Annotated in this window: 14 protein-coding genes; 5 read left to right on the top strand and 9 right to left on the bottom strand. The window is 73.1% G+C overall.

The genetic code is table 11. The features are described from left to right. Nucleotides 1-654 carry a response regulator transcription factor gene (locus tag OG906_RS09775; protein ID WP_030008767.1) on the bottom strand — a complete coding sequence of 218 codons (654 nt, stop codon included), beginning with the start codon at nucleotides 652-654 and terminating at the stop codon, nucleotides 1-3. 251 nt (nucleotides 655-905) lie between these two features. Here OG906_RS09775 and OG906_RS09780 point away from each other — a divergent pair, with 251 nt between their 5' ends. Further along, nucleotides 906-1,091 (top strand): hypothetical protein, encoded by a 186-nt coding sequence (locus OG906_RS09780; protein WP_329441816.1) that lies wholly within the window; start codon nucleotides 906-908, stop codon nucleotides 1,089-1,091. Nucleotides 1,092-1,184: 93 nt separating this feature from the next. Here OG906_RS09780 and OG906_RS09785 read toward each other — a convergent pair whose 3' ends face one another. Both OG906_RS09785 and OG906_RS09790 read right to left on the bottom strand, forming a co-directional pair. Next, complete coding sequence (locus OG906_RS09785) at nucleotides 1,185-1,988, bottom strand: inositol monophosphatase family protein (RefSeq protein WP_329441818.1); 804 nt, start codon at nucleotides 1,986-1,988, stop codon at nucleotides 1,185-1,187. 24 nt (nucleotides 1,989-2,012) lie between these two features. Beyond that, the gene (locus OG906_RS09790) at nucleotides 2,013-3,173 is read right to left on the bottom strand and encodes a ferrochelatase (protein ID WP_329441820.1); all 1,161 of its coding nucleotides are present in this window, start codon (nucleotides 3,171-3,173) and stop codon (nucleotides 2,013-2,015) included. A gap of 168 nt (nucleotides 3,174-3,341) precedes the next feature. On the opposite strand from OG906_RS09790, the gene OG906_RS09795 reads away from it, so the two are divergent. Both OG906_RS09795 and OG906_RS09800 read left to right on the top strand, forming a co-directional pair. Further along, nucleotides 3,342-4,613, top strand: a complete 1,272-nt coding sequence (locus OG906_RS09795; protein ID WP_329441822.1) for an MFS transporter — start codon at nucleotides 3,342-3,344, stop codon at nucleotides 4,611-4,613. Continuing rightward, complete coding sequence (locus OG906_RS09800) at nucleotides 4,546-5,892, top strand: D-arabinono-1,4-lactone oxidase (RefSeq protein ID WP_329441824.1); 1,347 nt, start codon at nucleotides 4,546-4,548, stop codon at nucleotides 5,890-5,892. Before OG906_RS09795 ends, OG906_RS09800 begins: the two co-directional genes overlap by 68 nt. A 7-nt stretch (nucleotides 5,893-5,899) precedes the next feature. Here the strand turns inward: OG906_RS09800 and OG906_RS09805 are convergent, their stop codons facing one another. Then, nucleotides 5,900-6,763: a hypothetical protein gene (locus tag OG906_RS09805; protein WP_329441826.1), complete on the bottom strand. Its 864-nt coding sequence runs from the start codon at nucleotides 6,761-6,763 to the stop codon at nucleotides 5,900-5,902. Nucleotides 6,764-7,301: 538 nt separating this feature from the next. Between OG906_RS09805 and sepH the strand changes: the two genes are divergently transcribed. Next, nucleotides 7,302-8,309 carry a septation protein SepH gene (gene sepH, locus OG906_RS09810; RefSeq protein WP_329441828.1) on the top strand — a complete coding sequence of 336 codons (1,008 nt, stop codon included), beginning with the start codon at nucleotides 7,302-7,304 and terminating at the stop codon, nucleotides 8,307-8,309. Nucleotides 8,310-8,404: 95 nt separating this feature from the next. Here the strand turns inward: sepH and OG906_RS09815 are convergent, their stop codons facing one another. Beyond that, the gene (locus tag OG906_RS09815; RefSeq protein ID WP_329441829.1) at nucleotides 8,405-9,247 is read right to left on the bottom strand and encodes a sulfurtransferase; all 843 of its coding nucleotides are present in this window, start codon (nucleotides 9,245-9,247) and stop codon (nucleotides 8,405-8,407) included. 189 nt (nucleotides 9,248-9,436) lie between these two features. Here OG906_RS09815 and OG906_RS09820 point away from each other — a divergent pair, with 189 nt between their 5' ends. Continuing rightward, nucleotides 9,437-10,222: a VOC family protein gene (locus OG906_RS09820; RefSeq protein WP_329441831.1), complete on the top strand. Its 786-nt coding sequence runs from the start codon at nucleotides 9,437-9,439 to the stop codon at nucleotides 10,220-10,222. 48 nt (nucleotides 10,223-10,270) lie between these two features. Here the strand turns inward: OG906_RS09820 and OG906_RS09825 are convergent, their stop codons facing one another. From OG906_RS09825 to OG906_RS09840, 4 genes are all read right to left on the bottom strand, one after another. Continuing rightward, entirely contained in the window at nucleotides 10,271-10,921 is a 651-nt protein-coding gene (locus OG906_RS09825) for a thymidine kinase (protein WP_329441833.1), read from the bottom strand. 59 nt (nucleotides 10,922-10,980) lie between these two features. After that, nucleotides 10,981-12,183, bottom strand: coding sequence for an alkaline phosphatase family protein (locus OG906_RS09830; RefSeq protein WP_267800651.1), 1,203 nt, complete (start codon nucleotides 12,181-12,183; stop codon nucleotides 10,981-10,983). Continuing rightward, nucleotides 12,183-12,779: a DUF5998 family protein gene (locus OG906_RS09835; RefSeq protein ID WP_053676318.1), complete on the bottom strand. Its 597-nt coding sequence runs from the start codon at nucleotides 12,777-12,779 to the stop codon at nucleotides 12,183-12,185. Before OG906_RS09835 ends, OG906_RS09830 begins: the two co-directional genes overlap by 1 nt. A gap of 107 nt (nucleotides 12,780-12,886) precedes the next feature. Beyond that, complete coding sequence (locus OG906_RS09840; RefSeq protein WP_329441837.1) at nucleotides 12,887-15,751, bottom strand: bifunctional acetate--CoA ligase family protein/GNAT family N-acetyltransferase; 2,865 nt, start codon at nucleotides 15,749-15,751, stop codon at nucleotides 12,887-12,889. Nucleotides 15,752-15,863: the final 112 nt, after the last annotated feature.

Genomic DNA, 15,863 nt, shown 5'->3' on the forward strand with positions numbered 1-15,863 from the left:
TCAGATCCGGTATCCGGAGCCCGGCACGGTGACGATCACGGGCGGCTCGCCGAGCTTGCGCCGCAGGGTCATGACGGTCACCCGGACCACATTGGTGAAGGGGTCGGTGTTCTCGTCCCAGGCCTTCTCCAGCAGCTGCTCGGCGGAGACCACCGTGCCCTCGCTGCGCATGAGGACCTCCAGCACCGCGAACTCCTTCGGCGCCAGCTGCACCTCCTTGCCCTCGCGGAAGACCTCGCGGCGGTTCGGGTCCAGCTTGATGCCGGCCCGCTCCAGCACGGGCGGCAGGGCCACGGTCGTGCGCCGCCCCAGGGCCCGCACGCGCGCGGTCAGCTCGGTGAAGGCGAAGGGCTTGGGCAGGTAGTCGTCCGCCCCGAGCTCCAACCCCTCGACCCGGTCGCTCACGTCGCCGGAGGCGGTGAGCATCAGCACGCGGGTGGGCATGCCCAGCTCGACGATCTTGCGGCAGACGTCGTCGCCGTGCACGAGGGGGAGGTCCCGGTCGAGCACGACCACGTCGTAGTCGTTCACTCCGACGCGCTCAAGGGCCGCGGCGCCGTCGTACACGACGTCCACGGCCATGGCCTCCCGGCGCAGGCCGGTGGCCACCGCATCGGCGAGCAGCTGCTCGTCCTCGACGACGAGTACGCGCACGTCGTTTCCTTCCTTCGAGCCCAGAAGGGCACACGTGTATGGCGTCGCCCATCCTGCCCGTTTCGGCGGTAAACCGGCTGTAAGGCGCCGCTCGGCCGCCCTTCCCCCGGGTGGAAGTGAGGATTCCCCGGCCTCGCGAGGTTTCTGGGCCCGGGGCTCCGGGGAGGACGACTGCACACCCCGACCACTCCTGACGGCGGACTGCCACGTGCTCACCCGTCGCCTACCCATGAAGAGGGGGCGCACCCACCATGGACGCATTCACCGCAGGCCTTCTGCAGCGCATCGAGGCCACCCAGTCCGACCTCAGCAAGGCCCGTGAGAAGGGCGACGACCACCTCGCGGATGTGGAACAGGCGGAGTTGGAGGACCTCCAGCGCCTGGCCGCCGAACACGGCGTACCCGTGGAACACGGCGTATCCGTCACGGCCGCCTGATCCCACCCCGCCCCGGACCCCGACCCCGGCCGCCCACGCGGCGCCCGGGGTCTTTCCGTGGGCCCACCCGTCGGGCCGGGCCGCCGAGGGACGTCAGTCGCGCCAGGCCTCCGCCTCGTCCAGCAGCGGTTGCAGCGAGGCGAACACGGCCGGCGTGGCCGCCAGCGCCAGTTCCCCCGAGGCGGGCCGCCCCGGCCGGCCGCCGGTCAGCGCCCCCGCCTCGCGCGCGATCAGCTCGCCCGCCGCCAGGTCCCAGGGGTTCAGCCCCCGCTCCCAGTACCCGTCCAGCCGCCCGGCGGCCACGTCGCACAGGTCCACGGCCGCCGAGCCGCCCCGCCGGATGTCCCGCACCAGCGGGATGATCCGCCGGGCCACCTCGGCCTGGTGCGCCCGCCGCGTCTGCACGTACGCGAATCCGGTCGCGACCAGCGCCTGGTCCAGCGGCGCCGCCGGCCGGCAACCGAGGCGGACGTCGCCCAGCCACGCCCCGCCGCCGAGCACCGCGCGGTACGTCTCCCCGCGCATCGGGGCCGCGACGACCCCGACCACGGTCTCGCCCCGGTACTCGGCGGCGACGGACACGGACCAGCTCGGCAGCCCGTACAGGTAGTTCACGGTGCCGTCGAGGGGGTCCACGACCCAGCGCACGCCGCTGGTCCCGGGGGTGTCCGCGCCCTCCTCGCCGAGCAGCCCGTCCTCGGGACGCCGCCGTCCGAGGATCTCGGTGATCAGCTTCTCCGCCGCGATGTCCATCTCGGTCACCACGTCGATCGGGCTGGACTTGGTCGCGGCCACCGCGAGGTCCGCCGGTCGACCGTCGCGCAGCAGTTCACCCGCCCGGCGGGCCGCCTCCAGACCCACGTCGAGCAGCTCGGCCTTCAGTTCCGCGGAAATCATGGTGGTGCCACTCCCTGGGGTAGGTCAGGCGTACGGACTGTCCGCTCCCGCGGCGGCCGGCCGCGGGGCGCGCGCCGGGCAGCAGCCCACCGCGCACAGATCGTGACTCGGGCCGAGCAGCCCCAGCGCGCACCGTTCGACCGGCTCGCCGCGCTCGGCCGCCGCCCGCTCCAGCAGCAGGTCGCGGACCGCCGCCGCGAACCGCGGGTCGGCGCCGACCGTCGCTGAGCGGGCGATCGGCAGGCCCAGTTCGGCGGCCTTGGCCGTGGCCTCCGTGTCGAGGTCGTAGAGGACCTCCATGTGGTCCGAGACGAAGCCGATCGGCACCATCACGACCGCCGGGGTGTCCTGCGCGCGCAGGGCCTCCAGGTGGTCGCAGACGTCCGGCTCCAGCCACGGGATGTGCGGGGCGCCGCTGCGCGACTGGTAGACGAGGTCCCAGGGCAGTTCGGTGCCCGTCTCGGCGCGGACCGCGTCCGCGATCACGGTGGCCACGTCCAGGTGCTGGCGGACGTACGCACCGCCCTCGCCGTGCCCCTCCACCGGGCCGGAGGTGTCCGCCGAGGCGGTCGGGATCGAGTGCGTGGTGAACACCAGGCGCGCCCCCGCCCGCACGTCCTGCGGCAGCCCGGCCAGGGAGGCGAGCACGCCGTCGATCATCGGCCGCACGAACCCGGAGTGGTTGAAGTAGTGCCGCAGCTTGTCCACGCGCGGCAGCTCCTCCACCCCCTCCTCGGCCAACTGCGCCAGGGCGTCGGCGAGGTTCTCGCGGTACTGCCGGCAGCCCGAGTACGAGGCGTACGCGCTGGTCGCGAGCACCGCGATCCGGCGGCGTCCGTCGGCGGCCATCTCGCGCAGCACGTCGGTGAGGTACGGGGCCCAGTTGCGGTTGCCCCAGTAGACCGGCAGGTCCAGCCCGTGTTCCGCGAAGTCCTTGCGCAGCGCGTCCAGCAGCTCGCGGTTCTGCCCGTTGATGGGGCTGACCCCGCCGAAGCCGAAGTAGTGCTGCCCCACCTCCTTGAGCCGCTCGCGCGGGATGCCGCGCCCGCGCGTCACGTTCTCCAGGAAGGGGACGACGTCGTCGGGGCCCTCGGGACCGCCGAAGGAGAGCAGCAGGAGGGCGTCGTACGGGGCGACGAGGTCCTCGGCCGCTCGGGGGGCGCAGGCACGGAGCTGGTCAGACATGCTCGAATCCTGCCACCCGCCGGCTCGGGGCGGGAAACGGACCCGGCGCGCCCGGGGCCGGGTTCGAAGATGAGGTCACCCTCACTTCTGTCTGGTTTTTCCCCATGCGGGTGCCTTGTCGGCGACCGTAATCTGTGGGGGCCACAGACGTCCCTTACGGAGCGCAACGTGCCCAATCCCTACCGCGCGATCTTCGCGGCCCCCGGCACCAAAGGGTTCACGGCCGCCGGCCTCATCGGTCGGATGCCGCTGTCCATGGTCGGCATCGGCGTGCTGACGATGATCACCGAGCTCGGCGGCAGCTACGCCCTCGCGGGCGCGATCACCGCGACCATCGCGCTCTCGGCCGCCGCCGTCGGCCCCCAGGTGTCCCGGCTGGTGGACCAGTACGGGCAACGGCGGGTGCTGCGCCCCGCGACGCTCGTCGCGGCGGCGGCCGTGACGGGCCTGCTGCTCTCGGCGGCGAACGACTGGCCCCGATGGACCCTCTTCGTCTTCGCCGTCGTCGCGGGCTGCGTGCCCAGCGTCGGCTCGATGGTGCGCGCGCGATGGACGACCCTCTTCCGGGACACCCCGCAACTGCACACCGCCTACTCGTTCGAGTCGATCCTCGACGAGCTGTGCTTCATCGTCGGTCCGCCGCTCGCCGCGACCCTGTCCGCGAGCTGGTTCCCGGAGGCGGGCCCGGTGGTCGCGCTCGTCTGCCTGCTGACGGGTGTGTGGTGGCTGACCGCGCTCACCGCCACCGAGCCGAAGCCCCACCCCCGCCACCCGCACACGGACCGGTCCTCAGCGCTGCGCTCCCCCGGCCTCCAGGTCCTGGTCGCCACCTTCGCGGCCACCGGCGCGATCTTCGGGTCCGTGGACGTCTCGACGCTGGCCTTCGCCGAGGAGCAGGGCAACAAGGCCCTCGGCGGGGTGTTCCTGGCGATCTGGGCCTTCGGATCCTGTCTCGCGGGCATTGTCTTCGGCCTGCTGCACTTCAAGGGCAGGGCCGAACCTCGCTGGATGCTGGGCATCAGTGCGATGGCCGTGAGTATGATCCCCCTCCTACTGGCCGGGAACCTTCCGTTTCTGGCCGTGGCGCTCTTCGTCTCGGGCCTCGCCATCGCTCCCACGATGATCACCACGATGGCCCTGATCGAGGCGCACGTACCTCACGCGAAGCTGACCGAGGGCATGACCTGGATCAGCACCGGCCTCGCGGTCGGCATCGCGCTCGGGTCCTCCGTGGCCGGCTGGGTCGTCGACGCGGCCGGCGCGCGGACCGGGTACGTCGTCTCGCTCTCGGCGGGGGTGACCGCGGCCGCGGTGGCGTTCGCGGGATTCCGCCGGCTGACGAGGCCGGCGCAAGGGGAGGAGCCAGGCACCGATGGGGACGGCGACAGCAGGGCAGAGCGGGTACACCGGGGCGGCGAGGACGCCGGCCACATGGCGTAACTGGGCGGGCAACGTCAGTGCCGCGCCCGCCCGCGTGGTGACCCCGACCTCGGTCGGGGAGCTTCAGGAGGCGGTCCGTCGGGCCGCCGAGGACGGATTGAAGGTGAAGGCGGTCGGCACCGGCCACTCCTTCACGGCGGCCGCCGCCACCGACGGCGTGCTGATCCGGCCGCAGGCCCTGACCGGCATCCGGGCGGTGGACCGGACGGCCGGCACCGTCACGGTGGCGGCGGGGACGGTCCTCAAGGACCTCAACCAGGCCCTGGCCAAGGAGGGCCTGTCGCTCACGAACATGGGCGACATCATGGAGCAGACGGTCTCCGGCGCCACCAGCACCGGCACCCACGGCACCGGCCGCGACTCGGCCTCCCTCTCCGCGCAGATCCGCGGGTTGGAGCTGGTCACGGCCGACGGCCGACTGCTGACGTGCTCCGAGAAGGAGAACCCGGAGGTCTTCGCCGCGGCCCGCCTCGGCATCGGCGCGCTCGGCATCCTCACCTCGATCACCCTCGCCGTGGAGCCGCTCTTCTTCCTGACCGCCCGCGAGGAGCCGATGCCCTTCGACCGGGTGACGGCCGAGTTCGACGAGCACTTCGCGGAGAACGAGCACTTCGAGTTCTACTGGTTCCCGCACACGGGGAACTGCAACACCAAGCGGAACAACCGCAGCCAGGGACCGGCCGCCCCGCCCGGGGCGGTGGCCGCCTGGGTGGAGGACGAACTGTTGTCCAACGGCGTCTTCCAGGCCGTCAACTCGCTGGGGCGCGCCGTCCCGGCGGCCGTCCCGGGCATCGCCCGCATCGCCAGCCGCGCGCTGTCGGCGCGCACCTACACGGACATCCCGTACAAGGTGTTCACCAGCCCGCGCCGGGTCCGGTTCGTGGAGATGGAGTACGCGCTCCCGCGGGAGCGCGTCGTCGGGGCGCTGCGCGAGCTGAAGGCGACGGTCGACGGATCCGACCTGCGCGTCAGCTTCCCGGTGGAGGTCCGGACGGCGCCGGCCGACGACGTCACCCTGTCCACGGCGTCGGGCCGGGAGACGGCCTACATCGCGGTCCACATGTACAAGGGCACCCCGTACGAGGCCTACTTCACGGCGGCGGAGCGCATCTTCACCGCGCACGGCGGACGGCCGCACTGGGGCAAGGTGCACACGCGGGACGCGGAGTACCTCGCCGGGGTGTATCCGCGCTTCACCGAGTTCACCGGGCTCCGGGACCGGTTGGACCCGGACCGGGTGTTCGGCAACGACTACCTGCGGCGCGTGCTCGGGAGCTGACCCCGGTTCAGGAGGGGTTCGGCGCGGGTCCGGTACCGGTGCCCGTCCCGCCGGAACCGGAGCCCGAACCGGAACCGGCCCCCGAACCACCGGTCGACTTCCCCGGAGTCGGGGTCGGGGTGGGAGCGGGCGTCGTGCCCGGGTCGGGCTTCGGCGGTGTCGGGGCCGGGGTCGACTCCCCGGAACGGGAGGGCGTCGGGTCGGGTCCCGGGCTCTCGCCGCCCGGGGAGGCCGAGGGGTCCGGGGAGCTCGTCCCGGTTCCCGGGCTCTCGCCGCCCTTGCCGTCCCGCTCGCCCTTGCCGCCGCCGTCGCCGTCGGTGCCCCGACCGGGGTCCTCCCGCGGCGTGCTCGGCTTGTGGTCGGCGGCCTTGCGGGTGCCCCCGGACAGGATGGTGGCGCCTCCGTTGCTGACCGAGGTGCCGGCGATCGCCTCGTAGGTGCCGAGTCCGCCGAGCGCGATGACGAAGGCGACCCCGGAGGCGACGGCCGTGCGCTTCCAGCCCCGCACGCGGGTGCCGTGCACGGTCGCGTCGCCGAACTCCTCGGAGGGCAGGGCCGCGCCCGGCAGCAGCGAGCCGTCCGCCGCCTGGTCCTTGTGCACCACGGGCACCTGACGGGCCTTGGGGCGGGCGGTCTCGCGCAGCTGGTCGCCGGTACGTCGGAACAGGTGCTGGACGAGGGGTCCGCCCGCGGTGGCGACCACGCTCACCACGCCGGCTCCGAGGATCGTGCCGTAGACCCCCATCTGCGAGGCGAGCAGAGCCGCCGCGACGGTGGCGGTGGAGGTACCCGCGATCTGCGCCACGCTCAGATCGAGCTTCTTCTTCTCCGGTTCCGCGCCCACCGTGTCCCGCGTCGTCTTCTGACCCATCGCCATCCCCTGCGTGCCCTGCCTCTCGCGCTTCTCCTCTTCCAGCAGTTACTGACACCTGAGAGAAACAGAAAGTTCCGTTTCGGGGGATTCTGTGAAGCAAGACACCCCGAAACCGACCGGGGCGCAGGTCCGGCCGGATACCGACCGCATTCAGGGCAGCTCAACTCCCGCCGCCCGAGACAAGTTCGGCGGCGCGGCGGTCCACCTGGGTGGCCCGAATGGAGTACTGTGGCGAGCCCTGGGGCCGTCCTTCCTTTCGGATGTCCGGACTCGGGAGAGGGGGCCGGACGATGGAGAAACGGCACTCGAGACCGGCGATGCCGCGGTGTTGCACGGGTTCCTGCTGCGCACAGTAATCGCTTGGTCACTGTGCGTACCCAACAGGTAACCGTGCCATAACGGCGATCAAGGGCGCATGCCCGACACGCCGGTTTAACTCGGCAAGGTTGTGGCAGGCTGCACCCGGGCAGGCCACACTCGACTAGCGGAAGCAGCGACGCACGTGACGTCGGCAGGCACCACCCGGGAGGTCCCCATGCCCGAACTGCGTGTCGTGGCCGTCTCCAATGACGGCACACGACTGGTGCTCAAGGCTGCGGACAGCACGGAGTACACGCTTCCGATCGATGAGCGTCTCCGGGCTGCCGTGCGCAACGATCGTGCGCGCCTGAACCAGATCGAGATCGAGGTGGAGAGCCACCTCCGCCCTCGCGACATCCAGGCCCGCATACGAGCCGGCGCCTCCGCGGAGGAGGTCGCTCAACTCGCGGGCATCCCCGTCGACCGGGTACGCCGGTTCGAGGGTCCCGTGCTCGCGGAGCGCGCGTTCATGGCGGAACGCGCCCGCAAGACTCCCGTGCGCCGCCCCGGCGAGAACACCGGTCCCCAGCTCGGCGAGGCCGTGCAGGAACGGCTGACACTGCGCGGGGCCGACAAGGAGTCCGTGCAATGGGACTCCTGGCGCCGCGACGACGGCACCTGGGAAGTCTTGCTGGTCTACCGGGTCGCGAGCGAACCGCACTCGGCGAGCTGGACGTACGACCCGCCCCGCCGACTGGTCGTGGCCGTGGACGACGAGGCCCGCTCCCTGATCGGCGAATCGGACGACCTGCCCGCGACGCCCGAGCCGAGCTTCCCGTTCGTGCCGAGGATCGCGCGCCTGCCCCGCGACCGGCCGCTCGATCGCGCCCTGGACCGTCAGATCGAACGCCCCGCCCCGCCCCCGGAACCGGAGGAGGAGCGGGACACCCTGACCAGCCTGCTGGAAGCCGTGCCGAGCTTCCGCGGCGACATGGTGGTACCGGAACGCGTCGACCTGCCGGCCGAGGAGCCGGAGGTGGAGGAGGCTCCGGCCGCCTCCGCGGGAGCCGGCAGCGCGTACGCGGACGTCCTGATGCCGCGCACCGTGGCGGGGCACCGCGACCGGCTGACCGGCACCACCGACCGGCAGGCCGAGGCGGACGGCGTCCGCCCGGGCCGGCGCGCCGCGGTGCCGAGCTGGGACGAGATCGTCTTCGGCACCCGGCGCAAGAAGCAGGAGTAGCGGGACAGGAGTGGCGTCAGGGGCGGGAACGCCCGCACCTGACGGTCGGGAGCGCGGTGAACGCGGCGCTCCCGACCTCCGTGTTTCCGTCCCCGTTACGGCGTCGGGCCCGTGGCGACCGGGCGGGCCGGGTCCGAGGACCAGTCCGACCAGCTGCCCGCGTACAGCGCGGACGGGATGCCCGCGACGTCCAGGGCCAGCACCTCGTGTGCGCCGGAGACCCCCGACCCGCAGTAGACGCCGACCGGGGGCTGCCCCGAGGCCCCGAGTGCCTCGAACCGTGCGCGCAGTGTCGCCGCCGGCAGGAACCGCCCGTCCGCTTCCACGTTCTCCGAGGTCGGTGCGGACACCGCGCCCGGCACGTGGCCGCCGACCCGGTCGATCGGCTCGACCTCGCCGCGGTACCGCTCCCCCGCCCTGGCGTCCAGGAGGACACCCGAACGGGCCAGCGCGGCCGCCCCGTCCGCGTCGAGGACCTCCAGCGCACCCGGGTTTGGCTTGAAATCACCCTCAGCGGGGGTGGATGTGTCGGCCGTCACCGCACCACCGGCCGCCGTCCACGCCGCGAGGCCCCCGTCCAGGACCCGAACATCCGTGTGCCCCGTCCAGCGCAGCAGCCACCACGCCCGGGCGGCGGCCCAGCCCTGTCCGCCGTCGTACACGACCACCGGGGCGCCGGCGCGGACCCCGGCCCGGCGCATCACCGCGCCGAACGCCTCCGGGTCCGGCAGGGGATGGCGCCCACCAAGTCCCGTCGCGCTCACGGGACCTGCCAGTTCGTGGTCCAGGTCCACGTACACGGCGCCCGGCAGGTGCCCGGCCTCGTACGCGGGCCGCTGGTCGGGGCCACCCAGTTGCCAGCGGACGTCCAGGAGCACCGGTGGCGCGTTTCCGGTCAGTTCGCTCATCAGTTCGGAAGCCGAGAGGATCGCAGTCATGGGGCACATCTTCCTCCCCATCCCGGCACGCCGTGTAACAAGCCGGACATCAACGCGCCGCGACGGGCCGCACTGATTCGGTCATCTCTACTCCGCTCCCGGGAAACGCGGCCCGGTCGAGGCGCGCCGAACCCCTCGGAGTGGAAGCATCACTTCGAGGACAGGCCCACGACTGAGGAGACGGCTGACATGACCGAGGCAGCGAAGGCAACCAGGCGTCAGCCCGGTACACCGTGCTGGGTGAGCCTGATGGTGCACGGCCTCGGCCCCACCGAGGAGTTCTACGCCGACCTCTTCGGATGGGAGTACCAACCGGGCCCGGAGCAGTTGGGCCCCTATGTCAGAGCCTCGCTCGACGGCCAAGAGGTGGCCGGCGTCGGCGAGATGCCCCCGGACCGGGACCTGCCGGTCGCCTGGACCACGTACCTCGCCACCGACGACGCCGATGCCACGGCCGAGGTGATCCGCGCCTGCGGGGGCACGGTCGCGGTGGGCCCGCTGGACGCCGGCATCGCGGGCCGGGTGGCGATCTGCTCGGACCCGCTCGGCGCCATCTTCGGCATCTGGCAGGCGGGCAGCCATCTGGGCACCGCGCTGCACGGCGCCCCCGGTACCCCGGTGTGGAACGAGTTGGTCACGCAGGACACCACGGCGGTCGGCAAGTTCTACGAGCACGTCTTCGGTCACGAGGCCCGCCAACACCCGGACGCGACGGACGACTTCGACTATCTGACCCTGCGCCTGGACGGCCGCCCGGTCGCCGCCGTGCACGGGGTGGGCCGCTCGCTGCCGCACGACCGGGGTCCGCACTGGATGACGTACTTCGAGGTCGAGGACACCGACGCGGCCGCGGCCCGGGTGATCGACCTCGGTGGCCGCGTCGTCCAACCGCCCCGCGAGGGGTTCAATGGCCGACTGGCCACGGTCGCGGACCCGGAGGGGGCGATCTTCACCCTGGTCCACTCCCGGAACTGACCCCTCGTCGCGCCCGCGGCGGCCTTCGCGACGCGCGTCACGCGCCGGTCAGGCGTGGTTGACGGGGAGGACGTCCGGGGAAAGGGCGCCGGCGTGGGCCGCGGCGGAGGTCATGTGGCGGCGGTGGTGGCGGCGGCACAGGACTTCGTAGCCGATCTCCTCGGCCGGCCGGTTCACGTCGCCGACCACGACCTGCTCGCCTTCCACCACCATGACGCCCCCCACCGTGCGGGCGTTGTGGGTGGCGCGGGCGCCGCACCAGCACAGGGCCTCGACCTGGAGCTGCTCGATCCGGTCCGCCAGCTCGATGAGGCGCTGCGAGCCAGGGAAGAGCTTGGTGCGGAAGTCGGTGGTGATGCCGAAGGCGAAGACGTCCATGTCGAGGTCGTCCACGATGCGCGCGAGCTGGTCGATCTGCTCGGGGGCCAGGAACTGGGCCTCGTCCACGATCACGTAGTCCGCCCGGCCGCCCTGGGACAGCTGGGCGACCAGGTACGCGTACAGGTCCATGCCCTCGCCGGCCTCGACCGCCTCCGTCACCAGGCCCAGCCGCGAGGACAGCTTGCCCTCGCCCGCCCGGTCGTCCCGCGTGAAGATCACGCCTTGCAGCCCCCGGGCAGAGCGGTTGTGCCCGATCTGGAGCGCCAGGGTGCTCTTTCCGCAGTCCATCGTTCCGGAGAAGAACACCAGCTCGGGCATGGGAAGTACGGGACCTTTCGGGTCGGGGCAGCAGGGTGGGCGGCGGTGGGGTGCGTGGGTCAGGTGCGGATTTCGAGGAGCGGGACCAGTTGCTCGGCCGCGGTCATGGAGCCGTGCATGCCGACGAGCGCCGACTCGTTGGGCTCGTTGCGGGACGCGGTGATCGCGACGTCGGCGTGGGCGGCGGCGACGACGTCGCCGATCCGGCCGAGCACACGGTCGTCGCACTCCCCCGGGGCGCCGAACCAGCCGAGTTGCAGGGCTTCTTCGCGGCTCGCGATCCAGAAGCGGTCCCCGAGCACCTCGCGCCACACGGTGAGCACGTCGGCCTCGGCTCCCGGCACCGCGTAGACGTGTCGGGCCCGCCCCTCGCCGCCCAGCAGGGCCACGCCCGCGCCCAGTTCCCAGTCCTCGTCGAAGTCGATCCGCGCGTCCTCGTCGAAGGGGACGTCGACCATGCCGTGGTCGGCGGTCACGTACAGGGCGGTGCGGGGCGGCAGTTGCTCCGCCAGTCGCTGCACCAGCCGGTCGACGTGCATGAGTTGACCGCGCCAGACGTCGGAGTCGACTCCGTGCCGGTGACCGGCTCCGTCGAGTTCGCTGTAGTACGTGTACACGAGCGAGCGCTCGCCGGCGGCCAGTTGGATGGCCGCCAGGTCCATCCGCTCCTCGCCGGTCATCCGGCCGTGGAAGGTGCCGCCGCTCAGTGCGATCTTGGTGAGCGGGGTGGTCTGGAAGCCCGGTGCGGACACCTGCGCGGTGTGCACGCCGGCGGCGTCCGCGAGCTGGAAGACGGTGGGGTACGGCTGCCAGGTCTTCGGCTGGGTCCACGGCTGCCAGCGGAGCTGGTTCATCAGCTCGCCGGAGGCCGGGTTGCGCACCGCGTAGCCGGGCAGACCGTGCCGGGCGGGCGGCAGGCCCGTGCCGACGGACGCCAGCGAGGTGGCGGTGGTCGCCGGGAAGCCCGAGGTGATCGGGAGACCGGTGCCGCCGCGCGAGCCGGCGAGCAGGGAGGCCAGGAACGGGGCCTCCTGCGGGTGGGCCTTGATCTGCTCCCAGCCCATGCCGTCGACCAGGAAGACGCAGTTCCGGTCGGCCGGGGTCAGTTCGGCGATTCCGGCGGCGAGGCCGGGGACGCCCTGTCCGGCCGCGAGGGTCGGCAGCAGGTCGGCGAGGGAGCCGGTGCCGTAGTGCGGGACGGGGGCGCCGGCGAGGTCCAGCAGCTCGGGCTCGTCCCAGTTCGCGGGTGCGGAGGAGAACATCAGCGGCCGGCGGCGGGCGAGGCCGCGGTGGCCTCGGACAGTGCCTGGGCGAAGACCAGGGTCTGACGGACCGTCTCCGGGCCGTCTCCGGCCTCGCTGACCCGCAGGCTGAGGTCGTCGGCGGTGGAGTTGCCGGTGTAGCCGTGGTCGGAGTCGCAGTTCGGGTCGCCGCAGGCGGCGGGCTCCAGGTCGATGCGCGAGACGGCGCCCCAGCCGATGGTCAGCACGACCTCGCGCGGCAGGGTGCCGGCGGTGTACGACTCGGGGTTGGCGACGACGCGGCTGAGCACCACCGAGGAGATGCTGCCGAGCTTGACCGACTCGGTGGACGTCGTCGCGTACGGGGACGGCGACCCGGCGTCGGCGGCCTGCTCGTCGGTGTGGCTCACGATGAAGCGGTTGCCGGTGAGGACCAGGACCGTGACGTGCCGGCGCACCTCGTTGGAGTCGAAGGTCGTCTCCTGGTGGACCAGGTACGACGAGATCGGCTCGCCGCCCACCGCGGCCTCCACGGCCTCGGCCACGAGGGTCGGGTAGTAGCCGCTGCGCTCGATCGCCGCGCGCAGCCCCTGGGTCGTCGTACCGGATTTCGCCATGAGGTCCATCCTAAGGCCCGTCCGGGGCAGCCGGACCGCGCCGGACCGGTCCCAGGTCCTGTCGTCGAAGTCTCGCCTGGCCCGCGGCGCCACTTCGACGACAGGACCTAGTAGCTGGGGAGGGTGCGCGGTCCGAGGTCGGTGCGGACGGGCGGGCGGGCCACGCGGACGGTGGCGCTCAGCACGGAGAGTCCCTCCGTGGCGACGACGACGGGTTCCAGGGACACCCCGATCACCTCGGGGTGGTCGTGGACCAGTCGGGACAGGCGCAGGAGCAGCTCCTCCAGGGCGGGGGTGTCCACGGGGTCGCTGCCGCGCCAGCCGAAGAGGAGGGGTGCGGCGCGGATGGACCGGATCAGGGCCGCCGCGTCCCGGTCGGTGGCCGGGACCAGCCGGTGGGCGGTGTCGCCGAGCAGCTCGGAGGGGACGCCGGCGAGGCCGAAGGACAGGACGGCGCCGGCGGCGGGGTCGATGACGGAGCGCACGACGGTGTCGACGCCGCGGGGCACCATCGCCTGGACGACCGGGAGCAGCTCGGCCGGCTTGCCGAGGGCATCGGCGAGTTCGTCGTAGGCGCGCCGCAGCTCCGTCTCGGTGGTCAGGCCCAGGCGTACGCCTCCCAGGTCGGCGCGGTGGCGCAGGTGCGGGGCGGTGGTCTTCAGGGCCACCGGGTAGCCGAGCGCGCGGGCGGCCCGTACGGCGGCGTCGGCGTCGGGCGCGGGCAGGGTGGGGAGCACCCGGATCCCGTAGCGGGAGAGGAGCGCGCGTGCGTCGGCCTCGTCGAGGGTGATCGGGGAGTCCGCGGCGCCGGCGAGGAGGGCGGCGAGCTGTGTGGCGGCTCCGGCCTCGTCGATGTCCTCGTACTCGGGCACCTGGCCGGCGTCGGCGAGGGACCGCCGCCACTGGGCGTACCGCACGGCTTCGGCGACGGCGCGGACGGCCCGCTCGGCGGCGGGGTAGGCCGGGATCCGTCCCTCGCCGGCGGTGCCGGGTCGGGTGGCGGTGTCGGCGGCCGGCGGGGTGTCGGCCGGGCGCGGGGTGCCCGGCGGCGGGGTCTGCGCGACCGGGGCGCCGACGACCGGGGCGGTCGGGGCCGCCGGGGCGGTCGGCGTGATCGCGGTCGCGGGGCGGGGCGCGACGGTTCCGGCGGCCGTCGAGAGGGCCTCGGCCAGCGCGCCCAGCTCGACGTGCACCACCGCGACCGGCTTGCCGGGGTGCTCGGCGACGGCGTCGCGCAGTGCGCCCGCCAGGTCGTCGGCCGGGGCGTTCTCCCCCACCCACGGGATCGCCGTCACGACGACCGCGTCGCAGTCCGGCGAGGCCAGGGCGTCGGCCAGGGCGGTGCGGAAGTCCCGCGGCGTGGCGGCGGTGGTCAGGTCCAGCGGCGGCAGGGGTCGCAGCCCCTGCGTCAGGCACGCGTCGTAGGTGAGCACGCCCAACGATTCGGAGTTCCCGAGGATCGCCACCCTCGGGCCGGCGGGCAGCGGCTGCCCGGCCAGCAGCAACCCGACGTCGACCAGTTCCGTGACCGTGTCGACCCGGATGACGCCCGCCTGCCTGAGCAGTTCCGAGACGGTGGATTCGGGCAGCCGGGTTCCGGGGACCACGTGTCCTGCCGGGGTGTGCCGGCCGCCCCGGGCCACGACCACGGGCTTGACGGCGGCCGTGCGCCGGGCGAGGCGGGTGAACTTGCGGGGGTTGCCCAGGGTCTCCAGGTACATCAGGGCCACGTCGGTGGAGTCGTCGTCGTACCAGTACTGGAGGATGTCGTTGCCGGAGACGTCGGCCCTGTTGCCGGCCGAGACGAACGAGGACAGTCCCTCGCCGCGCCGCAGCAGTCCCGAGAGCAGGGCGATGCCGATCGCGCCGGACTGGGTGAACAGGCCGATCCGGCCGCGCGCGGACGCCGGGGTGGGGGCCAGTGAGGCGTTCAGCTCCACGTCCGGAGCGGTGTTGATGACCCCGAACGCGTTCGGGCCGATCAGTCGCATCCCGTACGAGCGGACCTGGCGGACCAGCTCGCGCTGCCGTTGCAGCCCGGCCGGGCCGCTCTCCCCGTACCCGGCGGACAGCACCACCAGGCCCTGCACGCCGTGCTCTCCGCACGCGCGGACCGCGTCCGGGACCCGGTCCGCCGGGACGGCGACGACCGCGAGGTCGACCGGGGCGCCGATGTCGGCGACGGTGCGGTAGGCGCGGACGCCGTCCAGCAGGTCGGCGGAGGCCGCCTCGTTGACCGCGTACAGGTGTCCGTGGAAGCCGGTGTCCCGCAGGTTGCGCAGTGCCGCGGCGCCCACCCCGCCGCCGGACCGGCTGACGCCGATGACCGCCACGGAGCCGGGGTCCAGGAGCCGCTGGACGGAGCGGGCCTCGGCGCGCTGTTCGCGGGCGCGCTGCACGGCGAGGGACTCGGCGGTGGGTTCGAGGTCGAGGGTGAGGCGGACGGCGCCGTCCTCGAAGCTGCGCTTCTGCTGGTACCCGACGTCCGTGAACACTTTGATCATCTTGCTGTTCGCGGGCAACACCTCGGCGGCGAACCGGCGGATGCCGCGCTCCCGGGCCACCGCGCCGATGTGTTCGAGGAGGGCGGAGGCGACGCCGCGGCCCTGGTGCGCGTCCTGAACGAGGAAGGCGACCTCGGCCTCGTCGGCCGGTGCGGAGGCGGGCCGGCCTTCGGGGCCGATGCGGTCGAAGCGGACGGTCGCGATGAACTCGCCGCCGATGGTCGCCGCGAGGCCGACGCGGTCCACGTAGTCGTGGTGGGTGAAGCGGTGGACGTCGCGGTCGGACAGTCGGGGGTACGGGGCGAAGAACCGGTAGTACTTCGACTCGTCGGAGACCTGTTCGTAGAAGCTGACCAGGCGTCCCGCGTCCTCGGTGGTGATGGGCCGGATCCGGGCGGTGCCGCCGTCGCGCAGCACGACGTCCGCTTCCCAGTGGGCCGGGTACGAGGGGTCCGACTCGGTGGTCATGGGCACACCCTAAGGGGCGGGCCAACCGAACGGTGCGCGCGCGGCGCGTACGGCACACGGGGGCAAATCAGTGCAAGCTGGGGAGGGTCCAACGGCGGTGGATCCGGGCCGA

Source organism: Streptomyces sp. NBC_01426 (genome assembly GCF_036231985.1).
Taxonomy (GTDB): Bacteria; Actinomycetota; Actinomycetes; order Streptomycetales; family Streptomycetaceae; genus Streptomyces.

What these genes read in the sequence shown, in the direction of transcription:
- OG906_RS09780 (WP_329441816.1), top strand. Translation starts at nt 906, where the DNA reads ATGGACGCATTCACCGCAGGCCTTCTGCAGCGCATCGAGGCCACCCAG.
- OG906_RS09785 (WP_329441818.1), bottom strand. Translation starts at nt 1,988, where the DNA reads ATGATTTCCGCGGAACTGAAGGCCGAGCTGCTCGACGTGGGTCTGGAG.
- OG906_RS09790 (WP_329441820.1), bottom strand. Translation starts at nt 3,173, where the DNA reads ATGTCTGACCAGCTCCGTGCCTGCGCCCCCCGAGCGGCCGAGGACCTC.
- OG906_RS09800 (WP_329441824.1), top strand. Translation starts at nt 4,546, where the DNA reads ATGGGGACGGCGACAGCAGGGCAGAGCGGGTACACCGGGGCGGCGAGG.
- OG906_RS09805 (WP_329441826.1), bottom strand. Translation starts at nt 6,763, where the DNA reads ATGGGTCAGAAGACGACGCGGGACACGGTGGGCGCGGAACCGGAGAAG.
- sepH (WP_329441828.1), top strand. Translation starts at nt 7,302, where the DNA reads ATGCCCGAACTGCGTGTCGTGGCCGTCTCCAATGACGGCACACGACTG.
- OG906_RS09815 (WP_329441829.1), bottom strand. Translation starts at nt 9,247, where the DNA reads ATGACTGCGATCCTCTCGGCTTCCGAACTGATGAGCGAACTGACCGGA.
- OG906_RS09820 (WP_329441831.1), top strand. Translation starts at nt 9,437, where the DNA reads ATGACCGAGGCAGCGAAGGCAACCAGGCGTCAGCCCGGTACACCGTGC.
- OG906_RS09825 (WP_329441833.1), bottom strand. Translation starts at nt 10,921, where the DNA reads ATGCCCGAGCTGGTGTTCTTCTCCGGAACGATGGACTGCGGAAAGAGC.
- OG906_RS09830 (WP_267800651.1), bottom strand. Translation starts at nt 12,183, where the DNA reads ATGTTCTCCTCCGCACCCGCGAACTGGGACGAGCCCGAGCTGCTGGAC.
- OG906_RS09835 (WP_053676318.1), bottom strand. Translation starts at nt 12,779, where the DNA reads ATGGCGAAATCCGGTACGACGACCCAGGGGCTGCGCGCGGCGATCGAG.
- OG906_RS09840 (WP_329441837.1), bottom strand. Translation starts at nt 15,751, where the DNA reads ATGACCACCGAGTCGGACCCCTCGTACCCGGCCCACTGGGAAGCGGAC.